The following is a 17,777-nucleotide window of genomic DNA, read 5'->3' on the forward strand; positions in this document are numbered from 1 at the left end:
AAATGATAAAACATATAAGAAAGTTTCTGTGGCGCATATTAGGAATTAATTATTACACCTATTTAAGAGGTAAAAATAGTACCTACTTAAAAGATGCAAAATGGGCTGTTGTTGGAGATAAAACTTATGATAATGGAGCGTTCGTTTGGAGATGGTTTAACAATTCCAGTTTACAAATTGGTAAGTATTGTTCGATTGCTAACGATGTAAATTTTATTTGTGATTCAGGTTACCATACAGAAAGCCAGGTTACTTCTTTTCCGTTGTTTCATGAAATTTTAGAAAAAAATGATGAGATAATAATTAAAAATATTGCTTATAAAGTTTGCGATATTAAAGAAAAATTAAAACCTGAAAAGAGTAATATAATTATCGGAAATGATGTTTGGATAGGAATGAACGTTACTATTCTACCTGGAGTAAAAGTTGGAAACGGGGTAACGATATTAGCTGGCGCAGTAGTTTCTAATGATATTCCAGATTATGCAGTTGCCGGTGGTGTTCCATGTAAAATAATAAAATTCAAACATAGTCAGGAAAATATTGAAACATTAAATAAAATTAAGTGGTGGGATTGGCCTATAGAGAAAATAAAAAGTAACGTTAATGATTTCTATTTACCAATAGATATTTTTATCAAGAAGAATATATAAATGCATATCTGTTTCTTAATAAACGAATATCCTAAAGAAGGATTCCCACATGGCGGAATTGGTAGTTTTGTTAAAACGCTGGCTGGAGCATTAGTTAAAAATGGGATAAAAGTATCGGTAATTGGAATTAACTACACTCTAAACGATGAAAATGAAGTTGTTGAAGGTGTAAATGTTTATCGCATAAAAAGGAGCACTATTAAGGTTTTTTCTTGGTATTTTAATTTTAAAGCGATCAATAAAAAAATAAAGGAGATACATGGGCTGAGTTCGATAGACATTGTGGAGTCATCTGAACTGGGTTTAGCATTTATCCGAAAAATTAAAAAGATTAAATATGTAATTCGGCTTCATGGCGGTCATCATTTTTTTGCTGAGAGTGAGAACAGGCAAATTAATAAATGGAAGGGGTTTCAAGAAAAAAGATCTTTTAGTAAAAGCGATGCGTTTATTGCTGTTTCTCATTATGTTAAAAATCATACTGGAAAATATTTAGATTATAATAACAAGCCAATAGCTTACATTAGTAATCCAATAGATATAGAGTTTTTTAAACCAACGGGGGAAAACGAAATAAGAAATAGAATTGTTTTTGCAGGAACAGTATGTGAAAAGAAAGGCATCCGACAATTAATACAAGCGTTTCCAATTGTAAAAAAAGAATTCCCTGATGCAACTCTTGAAATTTATGGACGAGATTGGTTTTTTCCTGATGGAAGTTCATATATACAAATGTTGAAAGAAAAAGAATTGCTAAAATTAGGAGAAATAATGAACGATGTTCACTTTCACGGAAGTGTTTCTTATGTCAGTATTCCTTTAGTGTATGCTTGTGCAGAGGTTTGTGTTTTTCCTTCTCACATGGAGACTCAAGGTTTAGTGGCTCCCGAGGCGATGGCTATGGAAAAAATTGTCATTTTTACAAAATTAGGTCCCGGACCAGAAGCAATAAAAGATTATGAAACGGGGTTGTTGTGCGATCCCTACAATCCTAACGATATTGCTGAAAAAATTATTTGGGCCCTCTCTAATAAAGAAAAAGCAAAAAAAATTGGTAAAATTGCCAGACAGGTTGTCCTTGAAAAATATGGATTAAGAAATATTGTTTTTCAAAATATTAATTTTTATAAAATGTAATTCTTTTGAAGAAACAGGTATACTCGTTATTAGATTAAAAAAATGTGAGAAACGAGAAAATAATTTTAAGATGAAAGAAGTGGAACGATTTGATTTTAGATGTGATCTCTAAATGAATGAAAATGATTTAAATTAAATAAGATTTTTTAAGAATTTCAAAAAAAATATAATGATTAAAATTTGCTTTAAATGAAACTAGAGCTGCCTTGTTGGACATCTCATCACAATATGTTAATTTATTCATTATTGTTTCATTGTAATGAAAATGATGAAAATTTTGATATTGCTTTTAATTGTAAAATTGCTGTTGCAGGGGCAATCCTTTATGTTAATAAATACAAGATATTTTTTGATTATTCAGATAATATTGTATTTATTGATAATCCAAAGCAATATGATTTTTATTTTAAAAGATCATTTATGTTTACGGATCAATATGAAAATGTACATCCACTTAATTTTCAAGTTAATTTTTCATTTAAGACAATAAATATCTTGCCAAAATTTCATTTTAAAGATTTATTAAATACCAGAAATAGAGTTGAAGTAATTCGTGCGATGGATTATTTTAATTTATTTACAAATTTATCGCATAATGCGATGGATATAAGAAGTTTTCCTAAAGATGGTTTAGATAATAACGGAAAGATAATTTTTCATACAAGATTGTGGAATCCAGATAATCATTCTGATTTTGAGGAAAAAAGCAGAAGAGAAAATCAAAATGAATTCCGTATTGAAGCTTGCAGAATTATAAAGAGTAACTTTAAAAATGTTTCTGTGGGTTTATTTCCAGATGAATTATCAAAAAAAATAGCTCCGGATATTTTGCTGAATTTAAAAAGTACATCTAAAAAAGAGTATTTCAAATCTTTAAAACATGCAGATATTGGTATTGCAGACGATGGTTTAAAAGATACGCCAGGGTGGAAAATTGGTGAGTATTTGTTATTTGGAAAGGCAGTTATAACTACTCCTGTAAAAATAACTTTAAATAATTTTGAAGAACATCTCAATTATGAAAAGGTTGAAAATCGTAATTCTTATTTAGAGCTACCTGAAAAAATTGAATATTTGCTTGAAGGAAAAAGATACTTAAAAATGGGAGAGAATAATTTAAAATGGAGCAACGCTCATTTACATCCGCAAAATTACATTAAAAGAATAATGAATATTATTGAGAACATAATTTAGTGCCAAAATTTATGAAATTTGCTGTAATAACACATGTTAAGCATATTAAAAGTGAGAATAAATATTTTGGTTATGGACCTTATGTAAGAGAAATGAATATTTGGTTAAAACATGTAGATGAATTAATCATTGTTGCGCCTTTACAAAAGAGTGTTCCAAGTGCTATTGATGATCATTATAATTATAAAAAAATTGATTTTAGGGTTGTATCTGATTTCAGTTTTACCAATTTTAGAAATAGTCTCTATTCATTTTTTAAAGTTCCAGTTATTTTCTGGAGCATATTTTGGGTGATGAAAAAGGCAGATCATATTCATTTGCGATGTCCTGGAAATATGGGTTTGTTGGGATGTTTGATTCAAATACTTTTTCCAAATAAAATTAAAACTGCTAAATATGCAGGTAACTGGGATTCTTGTAGTGAACAACCATGGACATATAATTTGCAAAAACGAATTTTGAGTAATAGATTTCTTACTCGTAATATGAAAGTTTTGGTTTATGGAGAATGGGAAAATCAATCTAAAAATATTAAACCTTTTTTTACTGCAACATATTCACAAACAGAAAAAAGAGTAATTGAAAAAACAAGTTTAGATTCAATTATAGAATTCATTTTTGTAGGAAGTTTAGTTTCAGGAAAAGATCCAATGTATGCTGTGAGGTTAATTCAGAAATTAGTTGAAAAAGGCAAAAATGTAGTCCTGAATCTATATGGAGAAGGGAAAGAGAGGATTTTTTTAGAACGATATATTAAAGAAAATCAACTTGAAAATTTTGTTGTCCTACATGGAAATCAAAATAAAGAAATTGTGAAAAAAGCTTATCAAAAAAATCATTTTGTCATTTTACCCTCTAGAAGTGAGGGTTGGCCAAAAGCAATCGCTGAAGGTATGTTTTGGGGATGTGTTCCCATCGCTACAAAGGTATCATGCGTTCCGTATATGCTAGATTATGGCAATAGGGGCGTTTTGTTGGAAATGGATCTAAGCAAAGATGTTTTTTATATAGAAAATATTTTAGAAGATGAAAATGTTTTTAAAGATAAAAGTATTTTGGCTGTTCAATGGTCACAAAAATATACGTCTGATCTTTTTGAAGATGAAATTAAAAAGTTGCTTGTAAAATGAAAGTTATTCAAATTATAGATACTTTAGAAGTTGGAGGAGCAGAACGTATGGCAGTTAATTATGCTAATGCGCTGGCAAAAAAAATTATATTTTCAGGTTTAATTACAACTAGAAAAGAAGGACAATTATATAATGACATTAGCGAAAATGTTTCTTATCTGTTTTTGGAGAAAAGGAAAATAATCGATTTTAAAGCTATTTTTAAATTAAGAAAATATATTTCTAAGAATAAAATTGAGATAGTCCATGCCCACGGTTCTTCATTTTTTATTGCGGTTTTGGTAAAACTAACTTTACCTAAAATTAAGGTAATATGGCATGATCATTACGGATCCAGAGCTAAAGAATCGATAAAACAGAATAAAATTTTAATATTTTTATCACTGTTTTTTCATTCTATTTTAGTTGTTAATCTTCAATTAAAAGAATGGAGTGAGAGAAACATGCTGTGTAGAAAAGTTTTTTTTATACCTAATTTTACTATTGAATCAGTTGAAGATCAAAAAATAACCAATCTTAAAGGGACAGAAGGTAAGCGAATTGTATTTTTGGCCAATTTAAAGAATCCCAAAAATCATATTATTATTTTAAAAGCTTTTTTAGATTTGAAATTAAATGAATCTGGTTGGAGTTTACATTTAATTGGGAAAGATTATCTAGATTTTTATTCAGATGTATTAAAAAAGTTTATAGAATTTAATTCACTCAAAAATCATATACATTTGTATGGTGAAAAAACTGATATTAAGTATATTTTGTCACAGTCTTCTATTGGTGTTTTGGCTTCGACTCAAGAAGGATTTCCTGTTACATTATTAGAGTATGGGCTGGCTAATTTGGCAGTTATGTCTACAAATGTGGGTTATTGCTCAGAAATTATCCAAAATGAGTCTAGTGGATTGTTATTTAATCCCAAAAATAATTTAGAAGCAATATCTCAGCTTGAAAAAATAACTCAAGATGGAACGTTAAGAAAAATGTTATCAGGAAATTTAAAACAATCTGTTACAAGATATTATTCAGAAGAAAAAGTTATGGAATTGCTAATTCAAGAATACAAGAAATAAATGAAAAAAACTTCATTTTCGTATAGTTTTCTTATTTTAATTCATGCATTAATTGCTTTGGTAGTTTTTGTATTACCTTTTTTAGCTAAAATTTATGCGCTTTTAATTCCTATAATTGGTTTTTTTATTGTTTTAAAAAATAAAAACAAAAATAATGAGGTTTTGTTTGTTACTGCATACCTAGTAGGTGTTGAAGTTTTTTTACGTATGACTGGCGGTAATTTTAACAATGAGTATATAAAGCTGCTGATTATTTTTTTTATGTTAGTAGGTATGATGTATAACAACTTCTCTATTAATGCTCTTGTTTACGGATTCTTTTTACTTCTATTAATTCCAGGTATTGTCGTTACAGTTGAGACAGTAAATTTTAATGTTGATGTTAAAAAAGCAATTATTTTTAATTTATCTGGACCACTTTGTTTGGCAATAAGTGCTATGTTTATGTTTAAAAGGCGCATTTTGTTTTCAGATTTACAGAATATTTTAATGGCTATAGGGTTTCCCATAATTACAACTGCTGTTTATTTGTTTTTATATAATCCAAGTGTAAAAGATGTGGTAACAGGAACTCAGTCAAATTTTGAGACATCTGGTGGTTTTGGGCCTAACCAGGTTTCGACTATTTTAGGGTTGGGAATGTTTGTCTTTTTTGCCCAGCTATTTTTGTTCTCTAAATTTAAAAAAGAAGTGATTTTAAATGGATTTCTACTAATTTTTATTAGTTATCGTGCGATTGTAACCTTTTCAAGAGGCGGAGTTATAGCTGGTGCCTCTATGATTGTGTGTTTATTATTTTTGATTTATTACTTTTCGAATAGAAAGGGTAGAACTAAAGTCAGCTTAGTATTTATATTGACGGGATTAATAACTTTAGGAATTTGGACCTACACTTCTTTGCAAACTAGCGGACTTATCGAAAAGAGATATGCTAATCAAGATGCACGAGGAAGAGTGAAAAAAGATCGTTTAGGTGGTAGAGAAGCTATTATTGATGCTGATTATAAGTTGTTTATCGATAGTCCAGTTGTGGGGGTTGGTGCGGGAATGGGAAAAGAACTGCGAAAAGAAGATTTAGGTCAAGAGGTTGCTGCACATAACGAAATGTCCCGTATGCTTAGTGAACACGGTCTATTTGGTATTTTTGGACTTTTGATATTACTTATTACACCATTTATAGTTTATATTAACAACAGACACCATTTGTATTTTTTATCATTTTATGTTTTTTGGCTTTTAACTATTAGTCACGCTGCGATGCGAATTGCCGCCCCAGCTTTTGTGTACGCTTTGACACTTCTTTCAGTACAAATTAAAATTCCTGAAAAAGCAGAAAATTCGGTCGATTAAGTTTTCTTTTTTATAATATATTTGCTTCAGTTTAACGCCCCTAAACAAATAAAATATATGCTTTCAAATAAAAAAATGCACTTCGAAATTTCAGAAAGGAAACTTCTGCTTCGTGCTTTTGATACCCTTTTTGTTTTATCAGTTTTATACCTACTAAGCTTAGTTTTCGATTATCATTATTTTGTTTTAGAGAACAGTAGTTACTTTGGTCCAATTTTGCTTGCTTGCTATATCAATGCTTTTGGAACTATTTTCGAAATGTATAATTTGCAAGTTGCCAGTAATCAATTTCAAATTCTTCGAAGTGTAGTTCTTGCTGCAAGCACAGCTGTTCTGGTGTATCTATTTACACCTGTTTTATCTCCGGAACTTCCTAAGCAACGATTAATTGTATTGATCTTTTATTTTTCAGTATTAATTGTTTTATTGTTGTGGCGTTTCTTTTATGCTATTTTTTTGGCATCGCACCGATTTTCACAGAACGTAGTTTTGATTTGTGATCAGGATCAAGTAGAAAGATTGGTTTTAGGACTTGAAAGCGTAGATCCACATTATAAGATTATTGGTTTTGTAAACTCAGATTCAGTTTCTGAAGAAAATCTGAAATTTCATTACGTAAAAGAAATTAAAAAGAATGATTTAGAGTCTTTTGTGAGTAAAAATAACGTTTCAGAGATCGTTATTGCCTCTCAGAAAACGGATGGAATCACCGCCGATTTATATCAACAATTACTTCATTTATTAGAGTCGGGAAATATAATAAGAGAGTATACACAAGTTTATGAAAGCAAGACGCAGCGTATTCCAGTTCACTATATTTCTCGTGATTTCTATCGCTTTTTTCCTTTTAGCCGGAGCAATAATAATAAGCTGTATTTATTTGTAATTCGATTTTTTGAGTTCTTTTTATCTTTTACTGGTTTATTGATTTGTCTTGTTTTAGTCCCTTTTATTTTTATCGGAAATCTTATTGCTAATAAAGGAAGTCTATTTTATACACAGGAAAGGGTAGGGAAAAACGGTGTTGTTTTTAAAATCTACAAGTTTAGAACAATGATTAAAAATTCAGAAGCGGATGGCATTGTTTTCGCAACTTCAAATGATAAACGTGTAACTCCATTCGGGAAATTTATGCGTAAATCAAGAATTGATGAATTGCCTCAGTTTATCAACGTTTTAAAGGGCGATATGGCTGTAATTGGGCCAAGACCAGAAAGACCATTTTTTGTTGCCGAAATTGCGCAAATAATGCCTTTTTACGAAACCCGACATGTTATAAAGCCAGGACTAACTGGCTGGGCACAGGTCAATTATTCTTACGGAGAATCTATAAATGAGAGTTTGATAAAGCTTCAATATGATTTATACTATATCAAACACCGAAGCGTTTTTCTTGACTTGAGTATCACTTTTAAAACAATTACTACCGTTTTATTTTATCGTGGACAATAATTTAGATAATTATCGGAATAGGTTTTTTATTTTGAATTGCAATTCTAACTAAGATTATTCCATTTGTAATAATCATTGGTAAAACAATAAAGAAGTGCGCTTTGTTGATTATAAAAAGAGAATAAACAACTAAAAAGATTAGATGTAAAACGGCAAATCGATAAGTCCATTTTTTATTTTTTGCAATTGAAAGAATAACCAAAACTAACAAAAGTGGACTAAGCAGAAGTACATTATAATTCATAGCTAGTTCGTGGTGAGAAGAATAAAATCCCATAAAAACAAAAAAGATCCCCATAAAAGACAAGAGCAAAAGATAAATGTTGTCAATTATTCGCTTGTTTATTAATGCGATAAAAAGTAGAATGATAATGTAAGTAAAGATGTTGTTCCACCATGAGATTGGTGTTTCTTTTTCGAATTGTAATAACGTTTTACTAGTACTTACTAAAGGCTGATTCTTGAAAGTAGTTTTTTCTAAACTGTTTTTCAATTCAAAAGGTAAAAATATTTTGGTTCCTAATTGATCTACTTTAGTTCCAAAAATAATACTCGTTCCTAATTTGTCATAGAAATGCCCATCAAAATAAGGGAATAGAATAGAGCGATAAGTAATATCAGTATCTTCTTTCTTTGTAATCACTTCACCATTTAAAGTTTTATTGATAATTTCAACAACCATTGACGTACAGTTTTTATCAATAAATTTATAGGTATAGTAACGATCTTCAGAAAGTAATGTATTGTTTAAATTATCAAAAAGTTTTTGCTTTGAATCCTGCGGAATAAGAAGCTCTTGTTCAAAAACACTTCTTTTCTCATAAGTATATTCATTCATGAAATCTACAAATGGATGTACAACAACAAAATATTGTAAATCACCTTTTGCAAACTTCATTACAAAATTTGGTGTCGAAAAATCAAATGCACCATAATTGTAAACCAGATCAATATTGTTTGCAGGATCGGCAACACGAATAGCCGTATGACCAAAATAAGAATATGTTTCGTTACCCAAGCCACAAGTGATAACGCTTATTTTGGCATCTTTTGATAAAGGTAAATTTTGGCTGAAACCAGTAAAACTTAGTAATAATAGTAAACTAAAAAGTGTTTTTTTGAAAATGACATTTTTCATAATTTAAAATTTTAAGAAGTTTAATGGTTTATAAAATTATCTAAAGATACCTAAATCTACCTTTAAAGAAAAAATATTTGAATACAAAGCTGTACTTTGATTACCTAAATCGGTCAAAGCATAATCGACCTGAACGCCTTTGTACTTAAAACCCAAGCCAATATTCGGTTGAAAATTTACTTTTTCAGTATTGTCTAATTGTGTTACATTCTGAAAATTTCCGGCCCCTGCTCTCAAAAATACAAGATCAGTATATCCAAATTCAAAACCAACTGCAGGATCAATACTTACTGCTTTTGTCGATATGATATCATTAGTTTGCTCAAAACGCATATTCAAATTTGTAGCAACTAAAAGACTGTAATCATTATGAAATTCAAACCTTTTTGAAACTCCTAATTGTGCTTTTGGCAGCGTGATTTCAGTACTTTCAGGTAATGTGTTATTTTCGCCCGGAATAGCATTGGCAATTTTTTCATATTCTTTCTCGTCAATATTCCAGACGTTATACGTTGTGGTAATATCGCGAAGCATCAAACCAAATTTCCAGTCGTTTTGTTCAAATTGTAATCCAACATCAAAACCAAAACCCCAGGAATTAGCAAATTTCCCAATAATTCTCCTGATAATTTTTGCATTAACTCCATATTGAAATCCCTCAACAGGCAGTTTTCTGGCGTATGAAAAAGTAAATCCATAATCGGCAGTAGAGAATAAACTAATTCGATTATAGTCAATATTTCCCTGATTGTCGATCAATTGAGTAGTATCCATAATGTCGTCAACACCAAAACGGATCATCGAAATTCCCCAGGCACTTCGGTCATCAATTGGGCTTGCGTAGCCTATATAATCGTATTGCGCGATATTAGCAAAATAATTGGCGTGCATTAAAGATATCTGATGATCTTCAAGGTGCGTTAAACCTGCTGGATTCCAATAGACAGAATTGACATCATTTGTAGAAGCAACTACGGCACTCGACATTCCTAATGCGGCAGCGTCGACACCAATATTCATAAATTCATTCGAATATTTTCGAACAGTTTGTCCATAGTGTACGGTGCAGCTACTAAATAATAAAAACGCAAGGATTTTCTTCAACGGATATTTTTTTGCAAACCGAAGTTTGTTTTAATTTTTACCAAAAATATAATATTTTACTCAGCAAATTTATTCCTTTTGATAAATAATGCGAAAGTCAAATTTTCGAATAAAAAACTCTTGCAAAAACACAGATAACATAGACATATTATGCTAAATTTGTCCCCTATCATTATCTAAAATTTTAAAAGATGAATATTAAAAAACACATTCCTAATTTAATTACATTAATCAATCTTTTTTGTGGCTGTATTGCAGTTGTTTTTATTTCTAAAGCTATAGAAACGGGCGATTCTTCTAATTATGAATTGGCTTTTTACTTTGTTTGTTTAGGAATCTTTTTTGATTTTTTTGATGGTTTTTTCGCCCGATTATTCAAAGTTTCAAGTCCGCTTGGTTTGCAGTTAGATTCTTTGGCTGATATGGTAACGAGTGGTGTTGCGCCAGGTTTTGTGATGTATAGTTTGTTTCTAAACAGTGCACATGAATTAGGAACAAATCCCGCTATTCCATTTTTAGGATTTATCGTGACTTTAGGATCTTGTTACAGATTGGCTAATTTTAATATTGATACACGTCAAACGGATTCGTTTATTGGTTTGCCAACTCCGGCAAATTCTCTTTTTATATTGAGTTTACCTTTGGTTTTAAAATTTTCAGATTCGTTAATGATGCTTGAAATATTAACTAATCAATGGGTTTTATTAGTGATTACTTTGTGTAGTGCTTATATTTTGAATGCCGAAATTCCGTTATTTGCTTTAAAAATTAAAAAGTTTACTATAAAGGATAATGTGCTGCAAATAATATTTTTAGTGATTTCTTTGATATTACTAGTGTCGCTTCAATACATAGCAATTCCTTTAATTATCATTTTTTATGTATTGCTTTCAGTAGTGAATAATTTGTTTTTGAAAAAGTAGTTTTATTTGAATGGCAAGAAAAACAACTACACGACGAACTTCTTATTCCAGAAAGACGAAACCTCAAAGATCATTTTTGGCAAGTGGACTTCGTTTCATTATTTATTCTTTTTTAGTATTACTTTTTTTTAGCACAGTTTATCATTATCGTGATGGACTGGCATATTATCTTGGCTTTAAATCAAATAAAGTTTTAGATGAAGATGAGGTTGATAAACATCTTTCGGATGTTAGAAACATTCAGGTTCTCGAAAACCATAAAGGAAAGGTAATAGGTATTGATGTTTCTGAATTTCAAGGAAAAGTTCAATGGGATGAAGTTGAAGTTCTGGAAGAAAAATATCCTGTTAAATTTGTTTTTGTTCGTGCTACGGCAGGAAATGACAGAGTTGATGGACAATTTGAGAGAAATTGGAAAGGTGCTAAAGAGCATAAAATTATGCGGGGTGCTTATCATTATTACCGACCAAATGAAAACTCTATCGAGCAGGCAAATCTTTTTATTAAAACAGTAAAATTACAAAAAGGGGACTTGCCGCCTGTTCTTGATATTGAAAAATTACCAAAGAATCAATCTTTAGATAGCTTAAAAAAAGGTCTAAAACGTTGGCTTAATAAAGTTGAAACACATTATCAGGTTCGCCCGATAATTTATACAGGAGAGCGTTATTATGATGATTTCCTGAAAGAAGAATTTGGAGAATATCTATTTTGGATTGCCAATTATAATTTCTACAGAGAGAAAATAGAACCGGATTGGCTTTTTTGGCAATTTACTGAGAAAGCATCTTTACCGGGAATAAAACATCGTGTTGATGTAAATATCTACAATGGCGATTTAGAACAATTGCAGTTTATAACCGTAGACTAAAGTTTTACAGTCACAGTTTTCAGTATTATAAAGTAGTTGAAAATTGTGACTGTTTGTTTTTATTTAATTTGCGTCAAAGTATATATGAAGAAAAGGAAAGCAATCGTAATTAAAACTGCTTTTGTATTTGCAAAGTTTAATGTAAATCCAGCCCATTTCATTCTTTTTGGGACAAACATTCTTTTATCTTCCTTGTTATAATAGAACATTCCTAAATGCCAATTGTTAGGATCGTTATGCCAGTTGTTATAATCTTGCTGAGTTGGTTTTTGTGGAATCATATTAGAGTTTATGTAAAATGTAAAATGTAATTTGTAAAAGAAAAAAAGGCAAAAAGTAATTTACATTTCACTTTTTACCTTTAACATATACCTTTCATTAAAATTCAAGTTTCTTTTTACGCAATTCGAAGTTTTGTCCAAGATAAACACGGCGAACCATTTCATCTTCAACTAATTCTTCAGGAACTCCGGCTTTCAAAATTCCACCTTCAAACATTAAGTACGTTTTATCAGTAATAGCCAAAGTTTCCTGAACGTTGTGATCGGTAATTAAGATCCCGATATTTTTATTTTTTAACTGTGCTACAATTCTCTGAATATCTTCAACCGCAACTGGGTCAACACCAGCAAAAGGTTCGTCCAATAAAATGAATTTAGGATCAGTTGCCAGAGCGCGTGCAATTTCAGTACGACGACGTTCTCCTCCTGAAAGTAAATCTCCACGATTCGTACGAATGTGTTCTAAACTGAATTCTTCGATTAAACTTTCCATTTTTGCAACCTGCTCTTCTTTTGAAAGTTTAGTCAATTGCAAAACACTTAGAATATTATCTTCAATGCTTAATTTTCTAAAGACTGAAGCTTCCTGTGCCAAATAACCAATTCCTTGTTGTGCACGTTTGTACATTGGGTAATCGGTAATATTCAAATCATCCAGATAAATATTTCCTGAATTTGGTTTTACCAATCCCACGATCATGTAAAACGAAGTTGTTTTCCCTGCACCATTCGGACCCAAAAGTCCCACAATTTCTCCTTGATTTACCTCAACAGAAATTCCTTTTACAACACTACGTCCTTTATAGGTTTTGATTAAATTATCGGCTCTTAGCTTCATTATTTTAATTAGATAATTAGATAATTTGAAAATGAGATAATTGAAAAACTAACTCAATTCAATTTTAAAATTTATTAGAAGAGGCAAATTAAAAGTAAAATAATCAATCAGATAAATGAATTAACAAAATATTGCGCTTTCAAAATTAGATAATTACAGTTTTTAGGAAATTATCTAATTATCTAATTGACACATTTTCTAATTTGCAGCTTCTTCTTCTAAAGCTTCCCAGAATTCGTAAGCTCTTCTTAAATGAGGGATTACAATTGTTCCTCCAACCAAAGTTGCGATTCCCATTGCTTCCATCATTTCTTCTTTGGTAACTCCTTCTTTATGGCTGGTTTCTAAGTGATATTTTACACAATCATCACAACGTAAAACTGCTGAAGCTACTAATCCTAAAAGTTCTTTTGTTTTTACATCAAGAGCTCCCGGAGCATAAGCGTTGGTGTCAAGATTAAAAATTCGCTTAACAATTTTGTTATTGTCAGCTAATAATTTTTCGTTCATTTTAGAACGATAGTCGTTAAATTCTTGTATGATATCAGACATTACTTTCTTTTAATTTATTTCTATAAACAATCCTCGAAATCAGGATACTCACTTCGTAGATAAGCAACATTGGTATTGCTACAATAGTTTGACTTACTACGTCTGGAGGAGTTACGATTGCGGCAATAACTAAAATAATTACTACAGCATATTTCCAATATTTTCTTAAAAAATCAGGAGTTACTAATCCTAATTTAGTTAAGAAATAAATAGCGATTGGTAATTCAAAAAAGATTGCACTACCAAGAATACTTGTTTTTACCATTCCCATATAAGAGTCTAGTGTAAATTGGTTTTTTACCACATCACTCACAGAGAAAGTAGCCACGAAATTTACCGACATTGGGATTACTACAAAATATCCAAACAATACTCCTAAAAAGAAAAGTAAAGAAGAAGTAAATATGAAAACTTTAGCATTTTTTCTTTCCTTCACATATAAAGCAGGACTGATGAACTTCCAGATTTCCCATAAAATATAAGGAAAACTCAAGATAAAACCAGCCAAAAGACACATCCATACAAAGATGTTTACCTGGCCTTCCATTTCTGTATTTTGAATAATAAAATTCAATTCGGTAATACAGATACTATCCGCAAAACCTAATTTATGTGATAAATCACAAAACCATACATAGGTAAAAAAAGTAGGTCTGGTTGGGCCTAAAATAATTTTATCAAATAAATAATCACTAACAAAATAAGTGACAAATGCCATTATCATTGTTGCAATTGTACTTCTTACTAACAGCCATCTTAATTCTTCAAGATGGTCTAAAAATGACATCTCGCCAAGGTTTTTCTTTGCCATTATACGATTCCTTCTTTTAAAATGTCATGTAAATGTAATACCCCTTTGTACTCGCCGTTGTCTGAAACAATCAGTTGTGTTATAGAAAAATCTTCTAAAATATTTAAAGCATCGACCGCCATAGTTTCTGAAGACACTGTTTTAGGATTTTTTGACATAATATCTCTTGCAGTTAAGTCAGCAATAGTATCTACGTCATTTAGCATTCTTCGGATGTCTCCATCGGTAATAATACCAATTATTTTATCATTCTCGATTACAGCTGTTACACCTAATCTTTTTTCTGATATTTCAAAAATAGCTTTTTTGATTGAAGTATCCGGAGCGACCATTGGTTTCAACGAATGTTCGATCATATCTTTAACACGAAGCAATAGTTTTTTTCCTAAAGCACCACCCGGATGATATACGGCGAAATCTTCTGGTTTAAAATCACGCATTTCCATTAAACAAACCGCAAGCGCATCACCCATTACAAGTTGTGCTGTAGTACTGTTTGTTGGTGCTAGATTTATAGGACAAGCTTCCATGTCAACTGTTGTATTCAAAACATAGTCAGAACCTTTGGCTAAAAACGAAGTCATATTTCCTGTTATCGCGATCAAAGTGTTTCCGAAACGTTTTAATAAAGGAACTAAAACTTTTATTTCAGGACTATTTCCACTTTTTGAAATGCAAATAATGATGTCTTCTTTTTGTATCATTCCTAAATCTCCATGAATGGCTTCTGAAGCATGTAGAAACATAGATGGCGTTCCGGTAGAGTTAAAAGTGGCAACCATTTTTTGAGCAATAATGGCGCTTTTTCCAATGCCGGTAACGATCAATCGACCTTTGGTTTCGTAAATGCGCTGTGTTGCTTCGTAGAAATTTTCGTCCAGAAAATCAATTAACTTTGTAATTGCTTCACTTTCAGAGAGTATGGTTTTTTTGGCGATTGCCAATATATTTTCTTTTGTGATCAAAACAGAATATTTAAAATTTGTATGTATAAAAGAAAGTTGTATCTTTATGTGTTGCAAATTTATACAAAATATCCATTAATATAAAGAATGAATTCAAACGAAATTGAAATACACAAGGAATTAAAGAAGTATTTCGGCTTTAGCCAATTTAAGGGCTTGCAGGAGCAAGTCATTACGAGTATTTTACATAAGACGAATACTTTTGTGATTATGCCAACGGGCGGTGGAAAGTCTCTTTGTTATCAATTACCCGCTTTAATTCAGGACGGAACAGCTATCGTTGTTTCTCCTTTAATTGCTTTGATGAAAAATCAGGTTGATGCCATTCGAAGCCTTTCTTCAGAAAACGGAATTGCCCATGTTTTAAATTCCTCCCTCACAAAAACAGAAATAGCACAAGTAAAAAAAGATATAACTTCTGGTTTGACCAAGCTTTTATATGTAGCACCGGAATCTTTGACTAAAGAAGAATATGTTGCTTTTTTACAAAGCGTGCCAATTTCATTTGTTGCTATTGATGAAGCGCATTGTATTTCAGAATGGGGGCATGATTTTAGGCCTGAATACCGAAATCTGAAAAACATTATTAAACAATTAGGACAAGTTCCTATTATTGGACTTACCGCAACTGCAACCCCAAAAGTTCAGGAAGATATTCTGAAAAACCTTGATATGTCTGATGCAAATACTTTTAAAGCATCATTCAACAGACCGAACTTGTACTACGAAGTTCGCACAAAAACGAAAAATATAGAGTCGGATATCATTCGATTTATCAAACAACATAAAGGCAAATCCGGAATTATTTACTGCTTAAGCCGTAAAAAAGTAGAATCGATTGCCGAAGTTTTACAAGTTAACGGAATCAGTGCCGTTCCTTATCATGCAGGTTTAGACGCCAAAACCCGTGCTAAACATCAGGATATGTTCTTGATGGAAGATGTAGATGTGGTTGTAGCAACAATCGCCTTCGGGATGGGAATCGACAAACCAGACGTTCGTTTTGTAATTCATCACGATATTCCAAAATCACTTGAAAGCTATTACCAGGAAACTGGTCGTGCAGGACGTGATGGAGGAGAAGGACATTGTCTGGCTTATTACTCTTATAAAGATGTAGAAAAGCTAGAGAAATTTATGTCTGGAAAACCAGTTGCTGAGCAAGAAATTGGTTTTGCTTTATTGCAGGAAGTTGTGGCTTACGCCGAAACCTCAATGTCACGTAGAAAATTCTTATTGCATTATTTTGGTGAAGAATTTGACAGCGAAACAGGCGAAGGTGCAGATATGGATGACAACGTTCGTAATCCTAAAACGAGAATCGAAGCTCAGGAGCAAGTCGTTAAATTATTGGAAATCGTTCGCGATACGAAACATATTTATAAGTCAAAAGAAATTGTGTTTACATTAATAGGTCGTGTCAACGCGGTAATTAAAGCACACAAAACAGATATACAATCCTTTTTTGGATCAGGCGCGGACCATGACGAAAAATATTGGATGGCATTACTTCGACAAGTTTTAGTTGCAGGCTATTTGTCTAAAGATATTGAAACTTATGGCGTGGTGAAAATCACAAAAGAAGGTTTGAACTTCATTAAAAAACCATCTTCATTTATGATGTCTGAAGATCATGAATATAATGAATCTGAAGATGAAGCAATTGTAACAGCAGCAAAATCATCAGGAACTGCTGATGAAGTTTTAATGGGAATGTTGCGTGAGCTGCGTAAAAAAGTAGCCAAAAAATTAGGTGTTCCTCCGTTTGTTGTTTTTCAGGATCCTTCTCTCGAAGACATGGCTTTAAAATATCCAATTACTTTAACGGAATTGTACAATATTCACGGTGTTGGAGAAGGGAAAGCTAAAAAATATGGTGGAGAATTTGTTGCTCTAATCAGTCGATATGTTGAAGATAATGATATCATTCGCCCGGATGATTTAGTGGTGAAATCTACCGGAGTAAATTCCGCAAATAAATTATACATCATTCAGAATATAGATCGAAAATTACCTTTGAGTGATATTGCTTCTGCAAAAGGACTTTCGATGGATGCTTTGATCAAAGAGATGGAGCAAATTGTATATTCAGGTACAAAACTAAATATCAAATATTGGGTTGATGATATGCTTGATGATGATCAGCAAGAAGAAATTCACGACTATTTCATGGAATCAGAATCAGACAAAATCGAAGACGCTCTTAAAGAATTCGATGGTGATTATGATATTGATGAATTGCGCTTAATGCGAATTAAATTTATTAGTGAAGTAGCGAACTAAAGTTAAATTCCAAATACAAAAAATCCAA

17 protein-coding genes are annotated in these 17,777 nt (G+C 31.3%); 10 read left to right on the top strand and 7 right to left on the bottom strand.

Annotation, left to right across the window (positions count from 1 at the left end):
* Positions 1-2 precede the first annotated feature (2 nt).
* From LPB88_RS15250 to LPB88_RS15280, 7 genes are all read left to right on the top strand, one after another.
* Positions 3-653 (top strand): CatB-related O-acetyltransferase, encoded by a 651-nt coding sequence (locus LPB88_RS15250; protein ID WP_230716522.1) that lies wholly within the window; start codon positions 3-5, stop codon positions 651-653.
* Positions 654-1,790, top strand: coding sequence for a glycosyltransferase family 4 protein (locus LPB88_RS15255; RefSeq protein WP_230716523.1), 1,137 nt, complete (start codon positions 654-656; stop codon positions 1,788-1,790).
* 189 nt (positions 1,791-1,979) lie between these two features.
* Positions 1,980-2,984, top strand: coding sequence for a glycosyltransferase (locus LPB88_RS15260; protein WP_230716524.1), 1,005 nt, complete (start codon positions 1,980-1,982; stop codon positions 2,982-2,984).
* Positions 2,985-2,995: 11 nt separating this feature from the next.
* Positions 2,996-4,114 carry a glycosyltransferase gene (locus tag LPB88_RS15265; RefSeq protein WP_230716525.1) on the top strand — a complete coding sequence of 373 codons (1,119 nt, stop codon included), beginning with the start codon at positions 2,996-2,998 and terminating at the stop codon, positions 4,112-4,114.
* Positions 4,111-5,181 carry a glycosyltransferase gene (locus LPB88_RS15270; protein ID WP_230716526.1) on the top strand — a complete coding sequence of 357 codons (1,071 nt, stop codon included), beginning with the start codon at positions 4,111-4,113 and terminating at the stop codon, positions 5,179-5,181. The genes LPB88_RS15265 and LPB88_RS15270 overlap by 4 nt, the downstream gene beginning before the upstream one ends.
* Positions 5,182-6,531 (top strand): O-antigen ligase, encoded by a 1,350-nt coding sequence (locus LPB88_RS15275; RefSeq protein WP_230716527.1) that lies wholly within the window; start codon positions 5,182-5,184, stop codon positions 6,529-6,531.
* Positions 6,532-6,588: 57 nt separating this feature from the next.
* Entirely contained in the window at positions 6,589-7,983 is a 1,395-nt protein-coding gene (locus LPB88_RS15280) for a sugar transferase (protein WP_230716528.1), read from the top strand.
* A 1-nt stretch (position 7,984) separates the two neighbouring features.
* Here LPB88_RS15280 and LPB88_RS15285 read toward each other — a convergent pair whose 3' ends face one another.
* Together LPB88_RS15285 and LPB88_RS15290 are read right to left on the bottom strand one after the other, a co-directional pair.
* Positions 7,985-9,121, bottom strand: coding sequence for a DUF4105 domain-containing protein (locus LPB88_RS15285; protein ID WP_230716529.1), 1,137 nt, complete (start codon positions 9,119-9,121; stop codon positions 7,985-7,987).
* A gap of 36 nt (positions 9,122-9,157) precedes the next feature.
* Positions 9,158-10,141, bottom strand: coding sequence for a PorV/PorQ family protein (locus LPB88_RS15290; RefSeq protein WP_230716599.1), 984 nt, complete (start codon positions 10,139-10,141; stop codon positions 9,158-9,160).
* A 275-nt stretch (positions 10,142-10,416) separates the two neighbouring features.
* Here LPB88_RS15290 and LPB88_RS15295 point away from each other — a divergent pair, with 275 nt between their 5' ends.
* Positions 10,417-11,148, top strand: a complete 732-nt coding sequence (locus tag LPB88_RS15295) for a phosphatidylcholine/phosphatidylserine synthase (RefSeq protein ID WP_230716530.1) — start codon at positions 10,417-10,419, stop codon at positions 11,146-11,148.
* A 10-nt stretch (positions 11,149-11,158) separates the two neighbouring features.
* The gene (locus LPB88_RS15300; RefSeq protein WP_230716531.1) at positions 11,159-12,019 is read left to right on the top strand and encodes a glycoside hydrolase family 25 protein; all 861 of its coding nucleotides are present in this window, start codon (positions 11,159-11,161) and stop codon (positions 12,017-12,019) included.
* Between the two features lie 59 nt (positions 12,020-12,078).
* Here the strand turns inward: LPB88_RS15300 and LPB88_RS15305 are convergent, their stop codons facing one another.
* The 5 genes from LPB88_RS15305 to LPB88_RS15325 form a co-directional block, all read right to left on the bottom strand.
* Positions 12,079-12,300, bottom strand: coding sequence for a DUF5808 domain-containing protein (locus tag LPB88_RS15305; protein ID WP_230716532.1), 222 nt, complete (start codon positions 12,298-12,300; stop codon positions 12,079-12,081).
* A gap of 97 nt (positions 12,301-12,397) precedes the next feature.
* A complete protein-coding gene (gene lptB, locus LPB88_RS15310) occupies positions 12,398-13,138 on the bottom strand; it encodes an LPS export ABC transporter ATP-binding protein (protein WP_230716533.1) in 741 nt (246 codons plus the stop codon).
* Between the two features lie 198 nt (positions 13,139-13,336).
* On the bottom strand, positions 13,337-13,690 hold the full coding sequence (locus LPB88_RS15315; RefSeq protein ID WP_007803834.1) for a carboxymuconolactone decarboxylase family protein: 354 nt from the start codon (positions 13,688-13,690) through the stop codon (positions 13,337-13,339).
* Positions 13,683-14,501 carry a twin-arginine translocase subunit TatC gene (tatC, locus tag LPB88_RS15320; RefSeq protein ID WP_230716534.1) on the bottom strand — a complete coding sequence of 273 codons (819 nt, stop codon included), beginning with the start codon at positions 14,499-14,501 and terminating at the stop codon, positions 13,683-13,685. Before tatC ends, LPB88_RS15315 begins: the two co-directional genes overlap by 8 nt.
* A complete protein-coding gene (locus LPB88_RS15325) occupies positions 14,501-15,466 on the bottom strand; it encodes an SIS domain-containing protein (RefSeq protein WP_230716535.1) in 966 nt (321 codons plus the stop codon). The genes tatC and LPB88_RS15325 overlap by 1 nt, the downstream gene beginning before the upstream one ends.
* An 87-nt stretch (positions 15,467-15,553) precedes the next feature.
* Between LPB88_RS15325 and recQ the strand changes: the two genes are divergently transcribed.
* The gene (gene recQ, locus LPB88_RS15330; RefSeq protein ID WP_230716536.1) at positions 15,554-17,749 is read left to right on the top strand and encodes a DNA helicase RecQ; all 2,196 of its coding nucleotides are present in this window, start codon (positions 15,554-15,556) and stop codon (positions 17,747-17,749) included.
* Positions 17,750-17,777 lie beyond the last annotated feature (28 nt).

It is taken from the genome of Flavobacterium sp. JAS (assembly GCF_020991455.1).
In the GTDB taxonomy this organism is placed as follows: domain Bacteria; phylum Bacteroidota; class Bacteroidia; order Flavobacteriales; family Flavobacteriaceae; genus Flavobacterium.